The sequence below is a fragment of the Companilactobacillus halodurans genome (assembly GCF_009600985.1).
Taxonomy (GTDB): domain Bacteria; phylum Bacillota; class Bacilli; order Lactobacillales; family Lactobacillaceae; genus Companilactobacillus; species Companilactobacillus halodurans.
In genome coordinates this window covers 88,047-103,974 of sequence record NZ_VDFP01000008.1, presented here as the reverse complement: position 1 = coordinate 103,974, position 15,928 = coordinate 88,047, and the positions used below count along the sequence as shown (strand labels likewise).

The 15,928-nt window shown below is 34.8% G+C and carries 15 protein-coding genes; 11 read left to right on the top strand and 4 right to left on the bottom strand.

The genetic code is table 11. The features are described 5' to 3' along the window. Positions 1 to 187: 187 nt before the first annotated feature. Both FHL06_RS05730 and FHL06_RS05725 read right to left on the bottom strand, forming a co-directional pair. Positions 188 to 1,180: a sensor histidine kinase gene (locus FHL06_RS05730; protein WP_153385270.1), complete on the bottom strand. Its 993-nt coding sequence runs from the start codon at positions 1,178 to 1,180 to the stop codon at positions 188 to 190. An 11-nt stretch (positions 1,181 to 1,191) separates the two neighbouring features. Beyond that, entirely contained in the window at positions 1,192 to 1,866 is a 675-nt protein-coding gene (locus tag FHL06_RS05725) for a response regulator transcription factor (RefSeq protein WP_153385269.1), read from the bottom strand. A gap of 77 nt (positions 1,867 to 1,943) precedes the next feature. Between FHL06_RS05725 and FHL06_RS05720 the strand changes: the two genes are divergently transcribed. Further along, positions 1,944 to 2,720 carry an ATP-binding cassette domain-containing protein gene (locus FHL06_RS05720; protein ID WP_162000167.1) on the top strand — a complete coding sequence of 259 codons (777 nt, stop codon included), beginning with the start codon at positions 1,944 to 1,946 and terminating at the stop codon, positions 2,718 to 2,720. Beyond that, positions 2,701 to 4,692, top strand: a complete 1,992-nt coding sequence (locus FHL06_RS05715; RefSeq protein WP_153385267.1) for an ABC transporter permease — start codon at positions 2,701 to 2,703, stop codon at positions 4,690 to 4,692. The genes FHL06_RS05720 and FHL06_RS05715 overlap by 20 nt, the downstream gene beginning before the upstream one ends. Here the strand turns inward: FHL06_RS05715 and FHL06_RS05710 are convergent. Then, entirely contained in the window at positions 4,682 to 5,134 is a 453-nt protein-coding gene (locus FHL06_RS05710; RefSeq protein ID WP_153385266.1) for a hypothetical protein, read from the bottom strand. The genes FHL06_RS05715 and FHL06_RS05710 overlap by 11 nt on opposite strands. 43 nt (positions 5,135 to 5,177) lie before the next feature. Between FHL06_RS05710 and FHL06_RS05705 the strand changes: the two genes are divergently transcribed. The 5 genes from FHL06_RS05705 (at position 5,178) to FHL06_RS05685 (ending at position 11,226) form a co-directional block, all read left to right on the top strand. Next, complete coding sequence (locus tag FHL06_RS05705) at positions 5,178 to 5,903, top strand: MBL fold metallo-hydrolase (protein WP_153385265.1); 726 nt, start codon at positions 5,178 to 5,180, stop codon at positions 5,901 to 5,903. Positions 5,904 to 6,161: 258 nt separating this feature from the next. Then, a complete protein-coding gene (gene spxA / locus FHL06_RS05700) occupies positions 6,162 to 6,560 on the top strand; it encodes a transcriptional regulator SpxA (RefSeq protein ID WP_153385264.1) in 399 nt (132 codons plus the stop codon). 308 nt (positions 6,561 to 6,868) lie between these two features. Continuing rightward, positions 6,869 to 9,484 (top strand): BspA family leucine-rich repeat surface protein, encoded by a 2,616-nt coding sequence (locus tag FHL06_RS05695; RefSeq protein WP_153385263.1) that lies wholly within the window; start codon positions 6,869 to 6,871, stop codon positions 9,482 to 9,484. Positions 9,485 to 9,619: 135 nt separating this feature from the next. Next, the gene (locus tag FHL06_RS05690; protein ID WP_153385277.1) at positions 9,620 to 10,297 is read left to right on the top strand and encodes an adaptor protein MecA; all 678 of its coding nucleotides are present in this window, start codon (positions 9,620 to 9,622) and stop codon (positions 10,295 to 10,297) included. Positions 10,298 to 10,371: 74 nt separating this feature from the next. Then, a complete protein-coding gene (locus tag FHL06_RS05685; protein ID WP_162000162.1) occupies positions 10,372 to 11,226 on the top strand; it encodes a competence protein CoiA in 855 nt (284 codons plus the stop codon). 120 nt (positions 11,227 to 11,346) lie between these two features. Here FHL06_RS05685 and FHL06_RS05680 read toward each other — a convergent pair whose 3' ends face one another. Continuing rightward, positions 11,347 to 11,997 (bottom strand): DsbA family protein, encoded by a 651-nt coding sequence (locus FHL06_RS05680; protein WP_153385261.1) that lies wholly within the window; start codon positions 11,995 to 11,997, stop codon positions 11,347 to 11,349. Positions 11,998 to 12,143: 146 nt separating this feature from the next. Between FHL06_RS05680 and yjbM the strand changes: the two genes are divergently transcribed. The 4 genes from yjbM to mgtE are packed head-to-tail and all read left to right on the top strand — an operon-like array spanning position 12,144 to position 15,882. Further along, positions 12,144 to 12,797 carry a GTP diphosphokinase gene (gene yjbM, locus FHL06_RS05675; protein WP_153385260.1) on the top strand — a complete coding sequence of 218 codons (654 nt, stop codon included), beginning with the start codon at positions 12,144 to 12,146 and terminating at the stop codon, positions 12,795 to 12,797. Beyond that, positions 12,797 to 13,609, top strand: coding sequence for an NAD kinase (locus FHL06_RS05670; protein WP_153385259.1), 813 nt, complete (start codon positions 12,797 to 12,799; stop codon positions 13,607 to 13,609). The genes yjbM and FHL06_RS05670 overlap by 1 nt, the downstream gene beginning before the upstream one ends. Continuing rightward, the gene (locus FHL06_RS05665) at positions 13,596 to 14,522 is read left to right on the top strand and encodes an RluA family pseudouridine synthase (protein ID WP_153385258.1); all 927 of its coding nucleotides are present in this window, start codon (positions 13,596 to 13,598) and stop codon (positions 14,520 to 14,522) included. Before FHL06_RS05670 ends, FHL06_RS05665 begins: the two co-directional genes overlap by 14 nt. Then, entirely contained in the window at positions 14,509 to 15,882 is a 1,374-nt protein-coding gene (gene mgtE, locus FHL06_RS05660; protein ID WP_153385257.1) for a magnesium transporter, read from the top strand. Before FHL06_RS05665 ends, mgtE begins: the two co-directional genes overlap by 14 nt. Positions 15,883 to 15,928: the final 46 nt, after the last annotated feature.

The following is a 15,928-nucleotide window of genomic DNA, read 5'->3' as shown; positions in this document are numbered from 1 at the left end:
GGTCGAACATCTAAAGGGCATGAATGGTGTCCTTTTTTGGTGTTCTTAAATGGTTATTACTAATAAATGGTATACAAAAATAAAGTTGATGGCAAAATACCTATCAACTTTATTTATCGTACAGCCTTATTAAATAGATAGTAAAAGAGAGCTGCAAGTAATCAAAAATGATTGCTGCAGCTCTCTTTTACTTGTAATAAGGTAAATCCAAGAAGGTAATGATGAATTCGGTTCCTTCATTAATTTTTGATTTGACGGAAATCGTGTGGCCAAGTTTATCAACCATATTTTTGACAAGATAAAGTCCCATACCAGTGGATTTGCTGCCGGATTGGCGACCATTCTTACCTGTAAATCCTTTGTTAAAGATACGACTAATATCTGTATCAATAATTCCAACCCCATTATCTTTAATATGAAGTTGAATATTGTTGTCTTTCATATCTGTGAAAATAGTGATTTTTCCACCAGTATCAGTATATTTCAAACTATTAGAAATAATTTGATTGATAATAAAACTCAGCCACTTTTCATCAGTCAAAACCTTTTTATCGGTAATATCAAAATCAATCCCGATACGTTTGCTAATGAAGAGGCGTTTGTTGGATCGGATACAAGCCTTAACAATGTCGTTTAAGTCCTGTTCTTTAATCAGATAGTCATTGGAAAAATTATTTAAACGAGCAAAGTAGAGTGCTTGGTCGACTAGGTAATCGATTTGGTCCAGTTCCTCAGAAATCAAGGCCTTATCTAACTGGTTATCTTGCGACAATTTCAAAGCAGCTAGAGGAACTTTAATATCATGTACCCAGGATTCAGTGTATTCACGTTGGTCTTTTTGATTTTGATAGAGTTTAGTCAATTCGTTGCGGTATTCTAACGAAATATTATTGATTTTGCTTTGAATGAATCGTTGCTCATTGTTTTGAGCACCGGCTAATTCTTTTGAAAGGTCCTCTTGATAATTAGTCAGTTGCTCATACCAATTCTTTTTATGATTGTAAGAAATCAGTAAATTGGCAATTAAAAAGATGACCGCTAAAATCCAAGAATAAATCAAGGTACCGATATGAAAGTGAACTCGAGGGTCGAGAAATAAGACTAGTTCAACAAAAGTCATCCCAATTAAAACAATCAGGATAGAGTAGATGTGGTCACGCAAGTATTTAAAAATTGTCATAATTTACCTCGTTAAGGAATAATGTATCCTTGTCCGACTTTAGTCACGATGTAATTTTTGAGACCGTATTTTTCAATCTTGCTTCTGAGGCGATTGATGTTAACGGTCAAAGTATTGTCATCGACGAAACGTTCATCGTCCCACATGAAGTTTAGCAATTGTTCACGCGTGACGATTTTACCTTTATCTTTTAATAAGCGCTGCAGCAACTTGTACTCATTTTTTGAAAGGTCAATTTTATTATTGCCGATTTCAACATTGCCGCTGGATAAGTTCAGTTTCAAACCGTTGTATTCGATGATGTCGCTGGTATTCTTAGTGAAATCGTAAGTTCGACGTAAAAGAGCATTGATTTTAGCAATCAAGATGTCGATTGAAAAAGGCTTCTCGACAAAATCATCTGCTCCCATGTTCATCGACATGATTTGATCCATGTTTGAATTGCGTGATGAGATAATAATGATAGGAATCTTAGAAATTTTTCTAATCTCTTGGTTCCAATAGTAGCCGTCATAAACAGGTAAATTGATGTCGAGTAAAACTAAGTCAGGTTGATAGTCATTAAATTGTTCGATGATGTTGTTGAAATCAGTCGTGATGTAAGAGTCGATTTGCCATTTGGCAAGATTTTCGCTGATTAATTTGGAGATGGATTGGTCATCTTCAATAATCATAATTTTAGCCATATTAAAATTCCCTCCGTGCTAGAATAAAGACACTATGTATATTAGTATGATAACAATAATTATTTATTAATGGAGAAATTACCATGCAAATTGTTGTAAAGAATATCTCAAAGGATTTTGGAAAGAAAAGAAGCACCGTTCATGCTATCAAGGATTTCAGTTTAAAAGTCGATCATGGCGAGTTCCTCGGTATCATGGGCCCATCAGGAGCCGGTAAGACGACGCTTTTGAATATGCTTTCCACCAATGCAAGACCAGATCATGGAGAGATTTTGATTGATGGTCAAGATATTACGCAGATGCATGATCATCAACAAGCTAAATATCGGCGCAAGAAAATGGGCTTTATTTATCAGAGTTTTGAATTGCTCGATTCACTGAATGTTAAGGAAAATGTTATTTTGCCTTTAGCCTTGAGTCGGGCCAACAAGAAACTGATTGAAGAACGTTTTAACTATATGATGCATTTATTGAATATTGAAAATTTAAGCAATCGAAATATCGATGAGCTTTCGTTAGGCCAAAGACAGATTGTGGCGGCAGCCCGGGCTTTAATCAATCGTCCTGAAATATTATTTGCGGACGAGCCAACAGGAAGTCTTGATTCTAAATCAGCGACTATTTTATTGAATTATATGCAATTGGTCAATCAACGCGAAAAAACAACTATTTTAATGGCAACGCACGATGCCTTTACAGCTAGTTATTGCAGTCGCGTTGTCTTTATAAAGGATGGCGTGATTTTTTCAGAGATAGTCAATCCGGGAAACCGGGACCAATTCTTTGAACAAATCATCAATATGCAGCGCACTATTGGAGGGGGTAGTTACTTTAATGTATCGCAAAATAATTAAACGCAGTCTGTACAATATGCGTGATAGCTATTTGATTTATATTTTGGCATGCAGTTTTGCCATCGGCGTTTTCGGAATTTTGCTTTCGTTGGGCGACAATCCATCATTAGGCAAAGCCTTAGTTTATTTAAATGATCTCGTGAAAGCGTCTGGTGTTATTTTTGCTTTCTTTGCTTTTATCTACATGGTTTATGTGGGTGGTTTTTTTATAAAACAACAGCGCAATGAATTTTTGACCTTTGAAAAATTGGGGATGCAAGATTGGGTAATAGTTGCCATTAGTTTTTTTCAAACGGCATTTGTACAAGCAATCGCTTGGATTATTGGCTTAAGTTTAACTATTATTTTCCAAAAATTTATGGGGATGTTGTTACTTTTCTTAATGCATGTAAGAGTCAATTTCGAGATGTCGATCAGTCTGAATGATTTGTTTTTAATTGTACGACTATTCTTCTTTTCGACTTTGATTCTGAGTTTTATTAATGCTTTTAAAGCGCTGCTGATACTGACACGCAAGAAGAAATCTCGTAGTACTAAAACTCGTTGGTGGTTAAGGATACCAGCAGGTATATTTGGTTTGATTCTATTGATTGCAGCGCAAATTTGTTCAGTTTATTTATTTTACGATATGCATACAATCAGTTATTCAGCTCGTCCTTCAATGGAAATCCTTTTTGTTTTAGTAGCTGATATTTTTGGGACTTATTTAGTTTACTTTGGCTTTTTACCATCAATCTTAAATTTGCTACAAAAAATACACTCGATTGCTTATTCGGGTGTAAATATTTTTTCATTTAAATATTTGAAAGAAAGACTTTTTCATAATATTTCTATTTTGTGGTTCGTTACTGAAGTATCGGCATTTGCTTTAGCATTATTGACTTTTTGTTACTTTGGCTATCAAGCTGTTCATCAAAATTATAATTCCAATTATCCTTTTGAATTGGCCGCCAATAAGGATACGGTCAAAGTGATTAAAAAGGAATTAAAAAAGAGTGATGCTAAAATAAAAGGTCGTTATCAGACAAATGTAAAAATCAATTTAGTATCTTATTATAATAAAGAAAATCAAAGTTATGTTCGTCAACCGATGACATTTATGTCCTACTCGCAATATCAGTCATTGCCTAAACGAATGCGCAAAGGTAATAGTAAAATTAATTCGCATGAATTCCTAAAAATTGATTACAATTCGTCTATCCTTAATAAAAATACGCTTAAGGAACACGATATTGAAGTTAAGAATGCTCCTTTGATTGCTACTGCTAAGACGGGAAGCTCTTTTCCTTATGGAAGTCCCATGCATTTTGGACCAATGATGATTGTTCCTGATAATTATTATCAAAAGATGCCTTCTGAAGTTAACGATACCTTTTACGGTTGGGACTTCAAAAAGGGTGATAGATTACAGGAATCACAATTGGAAAAACTTGATAGTTATCGAGATGCCTACTTTATGAAAATCAATTTTAAAAAATCGCTTGCCAATTCGACTATTCAGGTTTTAAAAAAAGACCCTAAATCAAAATATCCTTCCAGTACTTATATGCAAACTGGTTTTCTTAGACAGGGTGATATTAAAAAAGAATTCGCTCAAGGTGGAGGATTCTACTTGTTCGTGGTTGCATTATTTAGCGTCGCCTTATTAATAGCTTTAGGCAGCGTTTTGACCTTGCGGATTTTGTTGCGTGACGATCATCAGATGAATCAGTTAAGGACTCTGCAAAAAATCGGCGTTGAAGAAAGCAAGATTAAAGGTATCGTGAAGAAAGAAAATGCCTTGACCTTTATGATTCCGTTAATCTTTGCTTTAGTTCAATCTTTCACCGCAGTGGCTATTTTTAATACTGGAAAGCATTTATCAAAAAATATTATTTTGATTTATTTAGGTTTTGTGGTGCTTTATTGCCTATTCGGCGTTATCAGTTATCAAGTGTCATGGCGCAGCGTCAAGCAAAAGTTTAGTCTGTGACTGAATAAGCTTTGGAGAAGAAACCGAAGTCTTCTTCAGTATTTCCTTGAATTTGCTTTTGAATATCATTTTGCAGCATTTTTTGCCAATCTTTAATCTGAGTCGTCTCGGTGAAAGTTTTGATAATTAGGTATTCTCTTGGACTTTCGCTTTTTTGGAGGATAGCAGTTGAGTTAGAATTAAAGGAGAATTGTTGGGTGCTAAATAATTTGTTTTCGAATAACTTAGCTTGGTCCGCATTTAATTTTAGATAAGTCAAGGAATATAGATTCTTTGATTTATCGTACGTTCCTGTCAGACTGCGGTATTGTGCAGAAGTGGATAAATTTTTTATCAAAAGATGGTCTGCGTTAGCGTGGAATAAAGGGTTTAATAAAGTATCAGCAGGATTTAGCTGACTCTTTAAAAAATTATATGTGCCTAGTTTTAATGTTATGTTCATAATTATTGGAATCCTTTCAATTAATAAATTTTGGAGGTTTTCTATGTTAGTTACGGTTTTAGGTTTTTACGGTGGTTATCCCTATAAGGGAATCGGTACATCCGGTTACCTCTTGCAAGATGATGGCAAGAACTTGTTGATTGACTGTGGGAGCGGTGTTTTAAATGCACTTGCTAGTTACATGCAACCAACTGATCTAGATGAAGTCGTCTTATCTCATTATCACCATGATCATACAGCAGACGTTGGTGTCTTACAGTACAATTGGCTCGCTGCTAAAAAGGAAAGTCCACTACCAATTTATGGTCACACTCAAGATTTTGTCAACTTTGCACAATTAACTGTGGAAAATGCGACAAAGGGTATTGCTTATAATGACTATGAACCAACGATGATCGGTAATTTGAAATTTGAATTTCTAAAAACTGTTCATCCGGTGCCAGCATATGCAATCCGTGTTACCAATCAAGAAGGAAAGGTCTTAGTTTACACAGCTGATACAACTTACTTCGATGGTTTAGTAGATTTTGCAAAAGACTGCGACCTTTTGATTGCTGATACTAACTTCCCTGAAGATGTAACAGGTCGTAAAGCTCATCTTAATACTAAGGAAGCTGGAACCTTGGCAAAGAAGGCTAATGTCAAGCGTTTGATGATTAGTCATCTTCCTCAGACAGTTGATGTTGAGACTATGTTAAAACAATCACAGAAATATGCAAGCGATGTTCCTGTTATCCATGCATTTAAGGGATTGGAAGTAGAACTGTAAGTTGAACCACTGACATGAATACTTTCATTGAAAGTAACATTGATTATAACTAATAAAATAAATAACGTCGTATTTATGTAATTTGTGAAAATTTTACATAAAGAGCCGTTTATCGGGTACGTGTTTTCACAATTGAACCGAAACAGAACAAACATTCGTAATTTTTTATTGAAAAAGTATAGATTTTATTATGATAGTAAGTTACAATGTTAATGTGTTTAAAGAGTTTGATACTACACAGGAAAGGAGAGATTATTTATGGTAACCATTTATACATCTCCAAGTTGCACATCATGTCGTAAAGCCAAGGCTTGGCTCGAAGAACATGACATTCCTTACAAAGAAAGAAACATTTACTCCGAACCTTTAAATAAGCAAGAAATCAAACAAGTACTTCAAATGACAGAGAACGGTACAGAAGAAATTATTTCAACACGTTCAAAGGCATTCCAAAACCTTAAGATTGATTTGGATGATTTAACAATTGATCAATTGTTGAACCTTGTTCAAACAAACCCTGGTCTTTTGAAACGTCCTATCATCATGGATGACAAACGTCTCCAAGTTGGATTCAATGAAGACGAAATCAGAAGATTCTTGCCAAGAAGTGTCAGAACTATGGAACTTCAAAAGGCTCAATTAATGGCTGGACTTTAAAATATACCAGATCACTTTCTTTTCGGAAGTGATCTTTTTTTGTAAGAAAAAGCAATAAATTAAAAAGTACACAATAATAAGACAAAATCGATTCCCTGTATCATAAGCGGAATCGATTTTTGTGTTTTTACCAGATTTTTTCTACCAATTTGCTGAGATAATGACCAAATTTGTTGAATTTGTGGTCAAACAGAATGTGTCTAGACAATTAACCACTTTTCACAAGATTTTTTTATATAAAAAGAATTATGACTTGATATTTATTCCGATATAATTGCTCAATGAAAACGTTTAGGTAGGGGAATATCATGAAAAAAATCGAGAATAAACACGGTCCTAGACAGACACACCCTCGTTTTGTTTTTATACTCACAAATTTTATTTTTGGTTTAAATATTATCCTTTTTAAACCGGTTTTGATTAAAGCAGATAGTGATGTGGACGCTCAACAAATAATTGATCAGAATAGTAGTTTAACATTACAAAATCAATCTATGGTAAAGACCGTTTTACAACCTTTAGCTATTAATAGTACGAGTGGTACTTTTGGTACTTGCGACTGGGATATTGATAGCGATGGTTTATTGACGATTCATGCTGGTCAACTCGGAGTTGGGCAAGGAAATTGGATTGAATCAAATGCTTTAATCAAGAAAATTTATGTTGAACCAGGCGTTGTCGCATCAACTGATTCCAATAATTTGTTTGCGATGCTGACAAATGTCCAGACGATTGATTTGACAAATTTGGACACTAGTAATGTTAAGAGTTTTTATAGAATGTTTTATTTTGAAAGGAAGTTAATGTCAACCTCTCCAAATACATCATCTTTAACTCAAATAATCGGTTTGGATAAACTGGATACTAATAGTGCAATTAACATGTCAGGGATGTTTATGAATGCTTATCAATTATCTTCAATCGATGTCTCAAATTTTGACACCAAAAATGTAATTGATTTTTCAAGTATGTTCAGTATGGCTAATGGTAGCAAGACCGAGAATGCTTTAACTGAAATTAAAGGCCTAAATAATTTGAATACTTCTAAAGCTGAAAACTTGAATTCAATGTTTAATAATGACAGTAATCTAACCCAGCTTGATGTTTCAAATTTTGATACCACTAACGTGAATGACATTGGTAGTATGTTCAATAATGACTCTTCTTTGACCAATTTAGATGTTTCAAACTTTAAAACTGGTAAAGTGACTGATTTTAGTTCGATGTTTTCTGGATGCAGTGCACTGGGAAAACTTGATTTAAGTAAATTCGATACTTCCAATGCCACTAATATGAATTCTTTTTTTAATAATTGTCACGCAAATATTCAAGGATTAATTGATTTTGACACTAGCAAAGTTGAAAATATGGAATCAATGTTTTCTGGCACCTGGATTGAAAACACTGATGATATTAAGAATTGGAATACTAGTAAAGTAACTAATATGAATGGGATGTTTGCTAGTTGTTCTAAATTAACTAATGTTGACTTGTCGCAAATGAATAAGTCTAATGTAATAAATATTTCCAGCTTGTTTTACAACGATAGTGCAATAACAGAAATCAAGGGTTTAGATACTTGGGATACTAGTAAAGTTGAAAATATGGCACAAACTTTTTCGGGAACACGTTTGACTCAATTGGCAATTGAAAATTGGAATACTTCTAATGTAACTGATATGAGTTATTTATTTTATAATTGTACAAAATTAACTAGTTTAGATTTATCTGCTTGGGATACTTCTAAGGTTACCACTATGCAATATATGTTTGCTGTTAGTTTAGCCGCCAATGAAAATGTTTTAAAAGGATTGGACAAATTTGATACCTCAAACGTTACTGACATGTCTGGAATGTTTAGCAATACTGGCTTTAAAACATTAGACTTGTCTAGTTTTAATACCTCAAAAGTAACCAATATGGGTAATATGTTCAGCAATAATAAAAATTATTTGACCAAAATTATCGGTAATTTTGATACCTCTAATGTGAAAGAAATGCAATCATTATTTAATAATACCGATGTTCAAGATTTCAGCGATTTTAATATTGCTGAGTGGGATGTTGAAAATGTTACTAATTTATCAACAGCCTTTGGCAATTCTGATTATGAAAAACTCGATATTTTAAAAAATTGGAATCCCAAGAAATGTACGAATTTTAAATCAATGTTTGAAAAAGACGATAATTTACAGGCACTTGATTTATCTAATTGGACTATGAGCGCTAATAGTGATCGGTCTAGAATGCTAAATTCAGATAAAAATTTGTGGAAAATTAGTTTAGGACCAAATTCTTTATTGAATAGTACGATGAATTTGCCGATTCCTGTTGTAGGAACGAAATTCCAGGACCAGGATACTAATTACAGCGCTATTAGTACAAAATGGCAGGAAGTTGCACCTGATAGTGGGGGTACAGATCATGATCCGGTCGGAAAGTTATTCAGTACTGATGAAATAATTGCGATGTATTCGAATAGTGGTCAAGATGTTTTGACCTTTGTGTGGCAGCAAGAAGAATATCGAGAACTTAGCATGACGGTACCTGACATTGCTTATGGGACGGTCAATGCTCCCCAAGGCGTTCTAAATCGTCAAAATAAAACTAATCTCTCAATCACGAAGTACTCCTATCCAACTACGAATGTGAAATATGATTTGACAGTTTCGATGGATCATCCATTGACAACTGCCGATGGTCAAAATCAGTTGCCTGGAACTTTGATATATCGTGATGCCAACAATAGAGTGACTTCATTAGATGAATCGCCAGCGGAAATTTATGACGGGATGATCGGTAATGAGACCAAGACTTTCAATTGGGAAAATGATCAGGGGATACTCTTAAATATCACGGGGAAAAACATTGTTAGTGGAACTTATTCTACAACCTTAACTTGGACGTTGGAGAATAGTTTATAAATTCTATAAGTCTTTATTTTTGACTAACATTTTAAGTTTTAGTATATTTGTCCAATGACTCAAAACTTCAGTATATGATAGTTGAAATAGTTTTTGAGACTGTTAAAATGTAGATACAGAATTGAGGTGACTATGATGGAAATGGATCGACTTAATGAGAATACAATCAGAGTCATTCTTAGTACGGAAGATTTACAAGAACGTGGGGTAACTGTTTTAGATTTGCTTGGTAATAAAAAGCAGATTGAATCGTTCTTCTACAGTATTTTGGATGAAGTTGATAAGGATCATGTCTTTACGAATAATGAACCAGTTACGTTCCAGATAATGCCAAACAAGGAAGGTTTGGAATTATTGATTAGTAAGAGTGATGATTCTGAGGGTAAAGGTTCATTGCCATTGAGTGGGCTACAAAATTCAGTCGGTAATAATGATAATGACGATAGTTTAAATGATGATAAGTTGGGTACTGCCGAATATGACAGTGACACAGCACCATATTTGAATGACCCAGATACACCTACCAAGACGATTATTGTCGAGTTTAAAGACTTTGAAGATTACGTCCAATTGGCTAACTTATTACACTTAGAAAGTGGTATTTCTAATCTTTATGAATACGATAAGAAGTATTATTTACAACTTATCTTGTTCACAGATGAGATGCACGAAATGACTTATAGCGATGTTTTAGCATTACTGAGCGAATACAGCTTTAAGACAAAGGTCACAGCTGCTGTATTGTCTGAGTATGGTAAAGAGATTATGTCAAAGACTGCTTTGGAATTAACAAGATATTACTTTGATAAATAGATAAAATTAACCCATCAATACAATTGGGATTGATGAGTTATTTTTTTTGCGTAATTTTTTCTGAGGTGATAAAAATGTATGCTGCTTTAGACGATAAAGGAAGATTAATTTACGCTAAACAAGCTCGATTGACCCAAAGCTATCTTTGCTGTCACTGTGCACAAAAAGTCAAATTAATTAAGACGGCTAAAAAGTCTTATTTCAAGCATCAAAGTAAGCGTCACAACGAAATTAACGAACGAGCAGTACACTTTAAGGGCAAAGCAATTATTCATCGTGAGTTGACTAAATTAGGCTTTGAACAGATTTTAGATGAAGTCTATTTGCCGATTATTAAGCAGCCTCCAGATCTTTTCTTGAATCAAAAAATAGCATTCGAATATCAATGTGCAAAATTAGATTTGCCTACGTTTGAAAAACGGGTTCAAGGTTATCGAAGTTTAGGCATCAAGAGTATTTGGATTTTAGGACAAGCTTATTTGAATCGCCGTTTGAAACGAGAGCATTTAAAATTCATCAGCTATAATCAAAAATTAGGTTATCATTTGGTGATGCTAGATGCACAAAAGGAATTGTTGCTCATTTTTTATAATATTTCATTTGTCGGTCCCTTCAATAAAATTTATTTTCAAAAGCGAATTTTGTCTGCAAATGATTGGCAAAAGTTTGTGAAAAGCGATTTCCAATTAAAGACGAATTGTCTACAAAGGGTGGATGAAAGAGTGCTGGAAAGAATACGTCGAAAAAATGATCCTGAATCACAGAAAGTAAAATTGCAATTTTATCAAAGACATAAAATACCAGTCGAAACGTATTTATTGAACCAGACATTTTGTATGACAGCACCAATTTATCGATTTCCAGCGTGGCAAAGGTCATGTGGACAAAAGAATATCTTGTTGCGACAGCCACTGCTAGACAAAAAATAGGTGATTTCAAGTTTAATCCTTGAAGTCACCTATTTTATCGGTGTTGCTTATTCGATTGGTTGATTCGCTTAGTTCTTATATTATCCTCAATTACATCCTCATGTAAAAGTTCATAAATTGTTATCTTCTGAATTTATCCAGACTAATCACTGTACTAGAATCGACATAACCGTCATCTGTTTGTGGAAGTTCTCGTTCCAGCAAAGCATTGACGTTTGAAGAAATCTCTTCTTGGGAGTTGATTTCTCCAAAATCATTAATCATGATTCCGGTTTTTTCCTCATTCTCACAGTCAAAGACGACTGCAGTTGGAGCCTTTTTAATATTCATTTCCATTGACAACTGTTGGTCTCGTTTAAGACCTTGAATGACGCATTGGCTGTCTTTATCAGCCATGATGGCCTTGTAATCAAGTCCGCTATTGTTAATTGCAGTCCTGATAGTGGTATCATCAAAGGGATTGTTTAGAACATTTACTTGTTCTTGAAGATCCATCAAAAAGTTACGTGCCTTTTTGTTTCCTTGGCAGGAAGCAGCTTTATAAAGTTTTGCTGCTTCAACAACTTCGTGAGTTGCTTTGTTACGTGTCTTGGTATCGGAAATCTTGCAGCCCTTAAGGTGCATGTAGCCATTGATAGTTGCCATGTTATAGTTAGTTACGAAATGATATTGTGTCTCGATGTCATGTTTTCTAGTGAAGTCGATTATAGCCTGTTCCACTCTTAAACAATATGAACATAGGGGATTAATATATAAAAATACTTCCCACATTATGATTCCCTCCATATCTCTATTGCAATGTCATTCTACCAACATTCAGTAAAAAGGTAAAATTTTAAACTCACGTACATTATATTCACAATTGGGTGAATCTTTCACAAATATACGATATATTTAATAAGTAAAGAGAGGTTAATATGTCAGAAATTAAATGGAATGAATTTTTGATACCATATTCACAGGCAGTTGATGAGTTGAAAATCAAATTTAGAAACCTGCGTAAAGAGTTTTTAGAAAAAAATGAACATTCGCCAATTGAATTTGTGACTGGACGTGTTAAAACAGTTGATAGTATCAAAGAAAAAATGCGTCGTCGCTTCATCACAGAAGAACTTTTGAAACAAGATATGCAAGACATTGCTGGAATTAGAATTCAGTGCCAATTTGTAGAAGATATCTATGATGTTGCTAAGCTCTTACATATTAGAGAAGATATGAAAGTGATTGAAGAGCGTGATTATATCGCTAACAGTAAACCTAGTGGGTATCGCTCATATCACGTAGTTATTGAGTATCCAATTCAAACAGCGAATGGTCAAATCAACATTCTCGCAGAAATTCAAATTAGAACGCTAGCCATGAATTTTTGGTCAACGATTGAACATTCTCTCAACTACAAATACAAGGGTGATTTCCCTGAAGAGATCAATGAAAGATTGAAGCGTGCCGCTGAAGCCTCCTTTATGCTCGATGAGGAAATGTCTAAAATTCGAGAAGAGATTCAGGATGCACAACAATACTTTACCGATCGAAAACGAGATTTAAATAACTCCACGGAGCACAGAAAATAATGAAATTTTGGATTAATAATAATAATAAAGAACAGTCTGTCGTTGCAGCCAATAAATTACGCGGACAATTGTTAGATGCGGGCTTAGTTTTAGATCGACGCGATCCCAAGCTTGTCATCAGTGTTGGCGGAGATGGTACCTTACTAAGTACTTTTCATGCATACGCTGCTCGATTAGACAAAGTGAAATTTTTAGCACTGCACACCGGACATTTAGGGTTTTACTCTGATTGGACGGATACTGAGATTGATGATTTAGCACAACGGATTATCAAATGTCAGGATAATATTCCTTCGACAAGTTATCCACTTTTGGATGTTACAGTCGAAAATAAAGAAGGAGCCGCTTTTCATGGGATTGCTATCAATGAAACAGTGGTTAGAAGACTATCTTCTTTGACTATGAAATCGCGAATCGACTTGGATGAAGAATTTTTTGAGAGTTTTCGGGGGGATGGACTCTGTTTTTCAACCCCAACTGGATCAACGGCTTATTCTAAGTCAGTCGGTGGAGCTTTGATTCATCCTAAAATCAGCGTTTTTCAGATGATTGAAATTGCTTCGATCAACAATCGAGTTTATCGGACGATATCGTCGCCAATCATTATTCCGCATAATCAACAAGTTGACTTATATCCGCAAATTGCTGACGACTATGTTATCAGTTGTGACGGAATTACTACTAAGCTGAAGAATGTCAAAAAGATAACTATTAAGCTCAACTATCAAAGAGCCCAGTTTGCCCAATATCGTCATCGTCATTTCTGGACTAGAGTAGAGACGGCTTTCTTAGGACAAGATGAGAAGAAGTAATCGCTTCTTAAAGTTCACAATTGGTAAAAATGACAAACCAGTAATTCGAAAATTTTTAGTTCAACACAAGTTTTCCTCTAGTCAGTTACACAATTTAAAAAATAAAGGTGGACTAATTTTTGTCAATCATAAAAAACGTCACTTCAATTTCAAAATGAAACCAGGCGATGAGTTATTAGTCGTTTTGAATGCGGAAGAACCATCGGATTTGATTAAACCGATGAAGGGAAAAATTGATGTTATTTATGAAGATAATTATTTATTAGTTGTGAACAAACCACCCGGGATTGCTAGTTTACCAGCTAAAGCTAAAGATACCCAAACGATGGCTAATTTAGTTAAGGCTTATTTAATTGACAAAAATGAGAATAGTTCGATTCATTTGGTAACGCGCCTAGATCGAGATACATCGGGATTGATGGTTTTTGCTAAAACTTCTTATGCTCATTCATTGTTGGATCAAATTCTCCACACCGAGAATTTTCAAAAATATTATTTAGCACTAGTATACGGACAAGTTCAACCTCCTAATGGTCTGGTGGACTTGCCAATTGGGATTGATTCTAAAGCTTTTTATATGCGAACGATCGATCATTCTAAAGGAAAAGAATCAAAGACGCTTTATAAGACCATTGAAAATTATCCACAGGCTAGTTTATTGAAATTGAAATTGCTGACAGGACGGACTCATCAAATCAGAGTTCATTTAACTGCCATTGGTCATCCCATCATTGGTGATGATATGTATAGTAAAGTCCGCGATTCAAGAATCAATCGACAAGCCTTGCATTGCTACCGATTAAATATTGTTCACCCTGTTACGAAAGTATTATTAAAATTAAAGGCACCATTGCCAAAAGATATGGTAATGTTAAAGGGTGTGCTAAGGGGTGAGAAGAATGGACGAAAATGAAAAAAGACTCCAAGATAGATTTACCCAATTAAAGGGCTATCTTGATAGTGGTGATAAAAAAAGGTTCCGAAAAACTTATTTGGATATGCATTTTTATGATCAGAGTACTTTTTACCTCACATTGAATAAGGCTGAAAGAGAAGCTCTTTATGGAATTCTTGAACCTGATGAAATGGGCGATATGTTCGACACGATTGAAGACGATAATCCTCAAATTCCAGCATTATTAAAGGAAATGGATTTGGAATATGCTTCTAAGATGTTGAACGATATGTACGATGATAATGCCGCCGATGTTTTGGAGCATTTAGAAAAAGTCGATGTTGATCGGTTTTTAGAACAAATGCCAAAAAATGATGCAAATAATCTTCGTGGCTTGTTGCATTATGATACGGAAACAGCCGGTGGTATCATGACGACTGATTACGTTGAATTTCATGAAGAAGAAACTGCTCAAGAAGCTATTCGAGCACTGAAAAAATTTGCTAAAACAGCTGAAACGATTTATTACTTATACGTATTGGACCACCACGACGATTTAGTTGGGGTGATGTCTTTACGTGATTTGATTTTGCTTGATGATAATGACACATTGGGTGAAAAAATGAATAGCGATATTATTACGGTCAACGTTGATGCTGAACAAGCTGAAGTTGCACAAGTATTTAGAGATTATGAATTCTTGGCCGTACCGGTCGTCGACCATTCTAATAAATTAGTTGGTATCGTCACTGTTGATGATGTTATTGAAGTTATCGATGACGAGGCTCAGCAAGATTACTCCGGTTTGGCTGGTGTTAGTATGGATGAAGCCAATAATGACGGGCCTTTAAAGGCTGCTTCTAAGCGTTTGCCTTGGCTGATTACTTTGTTGTTGCTTAGTATGATTACGGCGACTTTAATCAACCATTACGAAAATCTTTTAGCTGAAGCGAGTATCTTAGCAGTCTTTATTTCGACGATTACTGGTACAGCTGGTAATGCGGGGACGCAAAGCTTGGCTGTGGCGGTTAGACGTCTAGCTGTTGAAGAAATAGATCGTCATGAATTCTTGAAGCTTTTAGTTAAAGAGTTCATCACCGGATTCGTAACTGGTTTGGTGACAGGAATAGCAGTCTTTTTACTTGTCGGAATTTGGAAACACAATTTCATCTTAGGAATGGTTATCGGAATGGCAATGTGTGCTGCGATTACAGTAGCTAACTTAGCCGGAAGTTTCATCCCTATGTTGATGTCTAGTTTCGGATTTGATCCAGCTGTAGCCAGTGGTCCTTTTATCTCAACTTTGAGTGATTTGACCAGTGTTTTGATTTACTTCAGTATTGCAGGTAGTTTCTTACAGTACTTTGTCAAGGTTTGAAAAGTTAATATATTTGAAAAATTAAGATAAATAGCTCCTGGTAATT

Excerpts from the sequence above, each read along its gene's own strand:
- FHL06_RS05730 (WP_153385270.1), bottom strand. The coding sequence starts at position 1,180 with ATGACAATTTTTAAATACTTGCGTGACCACATCTACTCTATCCTGATT.
- FHL06_RS05725 (WP_153385269.1), bottom strand. The coding sequence starts at position 1,866 with ATGGCTAAAATTATGATTATTGAAGATGACCAATCCATCTCCAAATTA.
- FHL06_RS05715 (WP_153385267.1), top strand. The coding sequence starts at position 2,701 with ATGTATCGCAAAATAATTAAACGCAGTCTGTACAATATGCGTGATAGC.
- FHL06_RS05710 (WP_153385266.1), bottom strand. The coding sequence starts at position 5,134 with ATGAACATAACATTAAAACTAGGCACATATAATTTTTTAAAGAGTCAG.
- FHL06_RS05705 (WP_153385265.1), top strand. The coding sequence starts at position 5,178 with ATGTTAGTTACGGTTTTAGGTTTTTACGGTGGTTATCCCTATAAGGGA.
- spxA (WP_153385264.1), top strand. The coding sequence starts at position 6,162 with ATGGTAACCATTTATACATCTCCAAGTTGCACATCATGTCGTAAAGCC.
- FHL06_RS05695 (WP_153385263.1), top strand. The coding sequence starts at position 6,869 with ATGAAAAAAATCGAGAATAAACACGGTCCTAGACAGACACACCCTCGT.
- FHL06_RS05690 (WP_153385277.1), top strand. The coding sequence starts at position 9,620 with ATGGAAATGGATCGACTTAATGAGAATACAATCAGAGTCATTCTTAGT.
- FHL06_RS05685 (WP_162000162.1), top strand. The coding sequence starts at position 10,372 with ATGTATGCTGCTTTAGACGATAAAGGAAGATTAATTTACGCTAAACAA.
- FHL06_RS05680 (WP_153385261.1), bottom strand. The coding sequence starts at position 11,997 with ATGTGGGAAGTATTTTTATATATTAATCCCCTATGTTCATATTGTTTA.
- yjbM (WP_153385260.1), top strand. The coding sequence starts at position 12,144 with ATGTCAGAAATTAAATGGAATGAATTTTTGATACCATATTCACAGGCA.
- FHL06_RS05670 (WP_153385259.1), top strand. The coding sequence starts at position 12,797 with ATGAAATTTTGGATTAATAATAATAATAAAGAACAGTCTGTCGTTGCA.
- FHL06_RS05665 (WP_153385258.1), top strand. The coding sequence starts at position 13,596 with ATGAGAAGAAGTAATCGCTTCTTAAAGTTCACAATTGGTAAAAATGAC.
- mgtE (WP_153385257.1), top strand. The coding sequence starts at position 14,509 with ATGGACGAAAATGAAAAAAGACTCCAAGATAGATTTACCCAATTAAAG.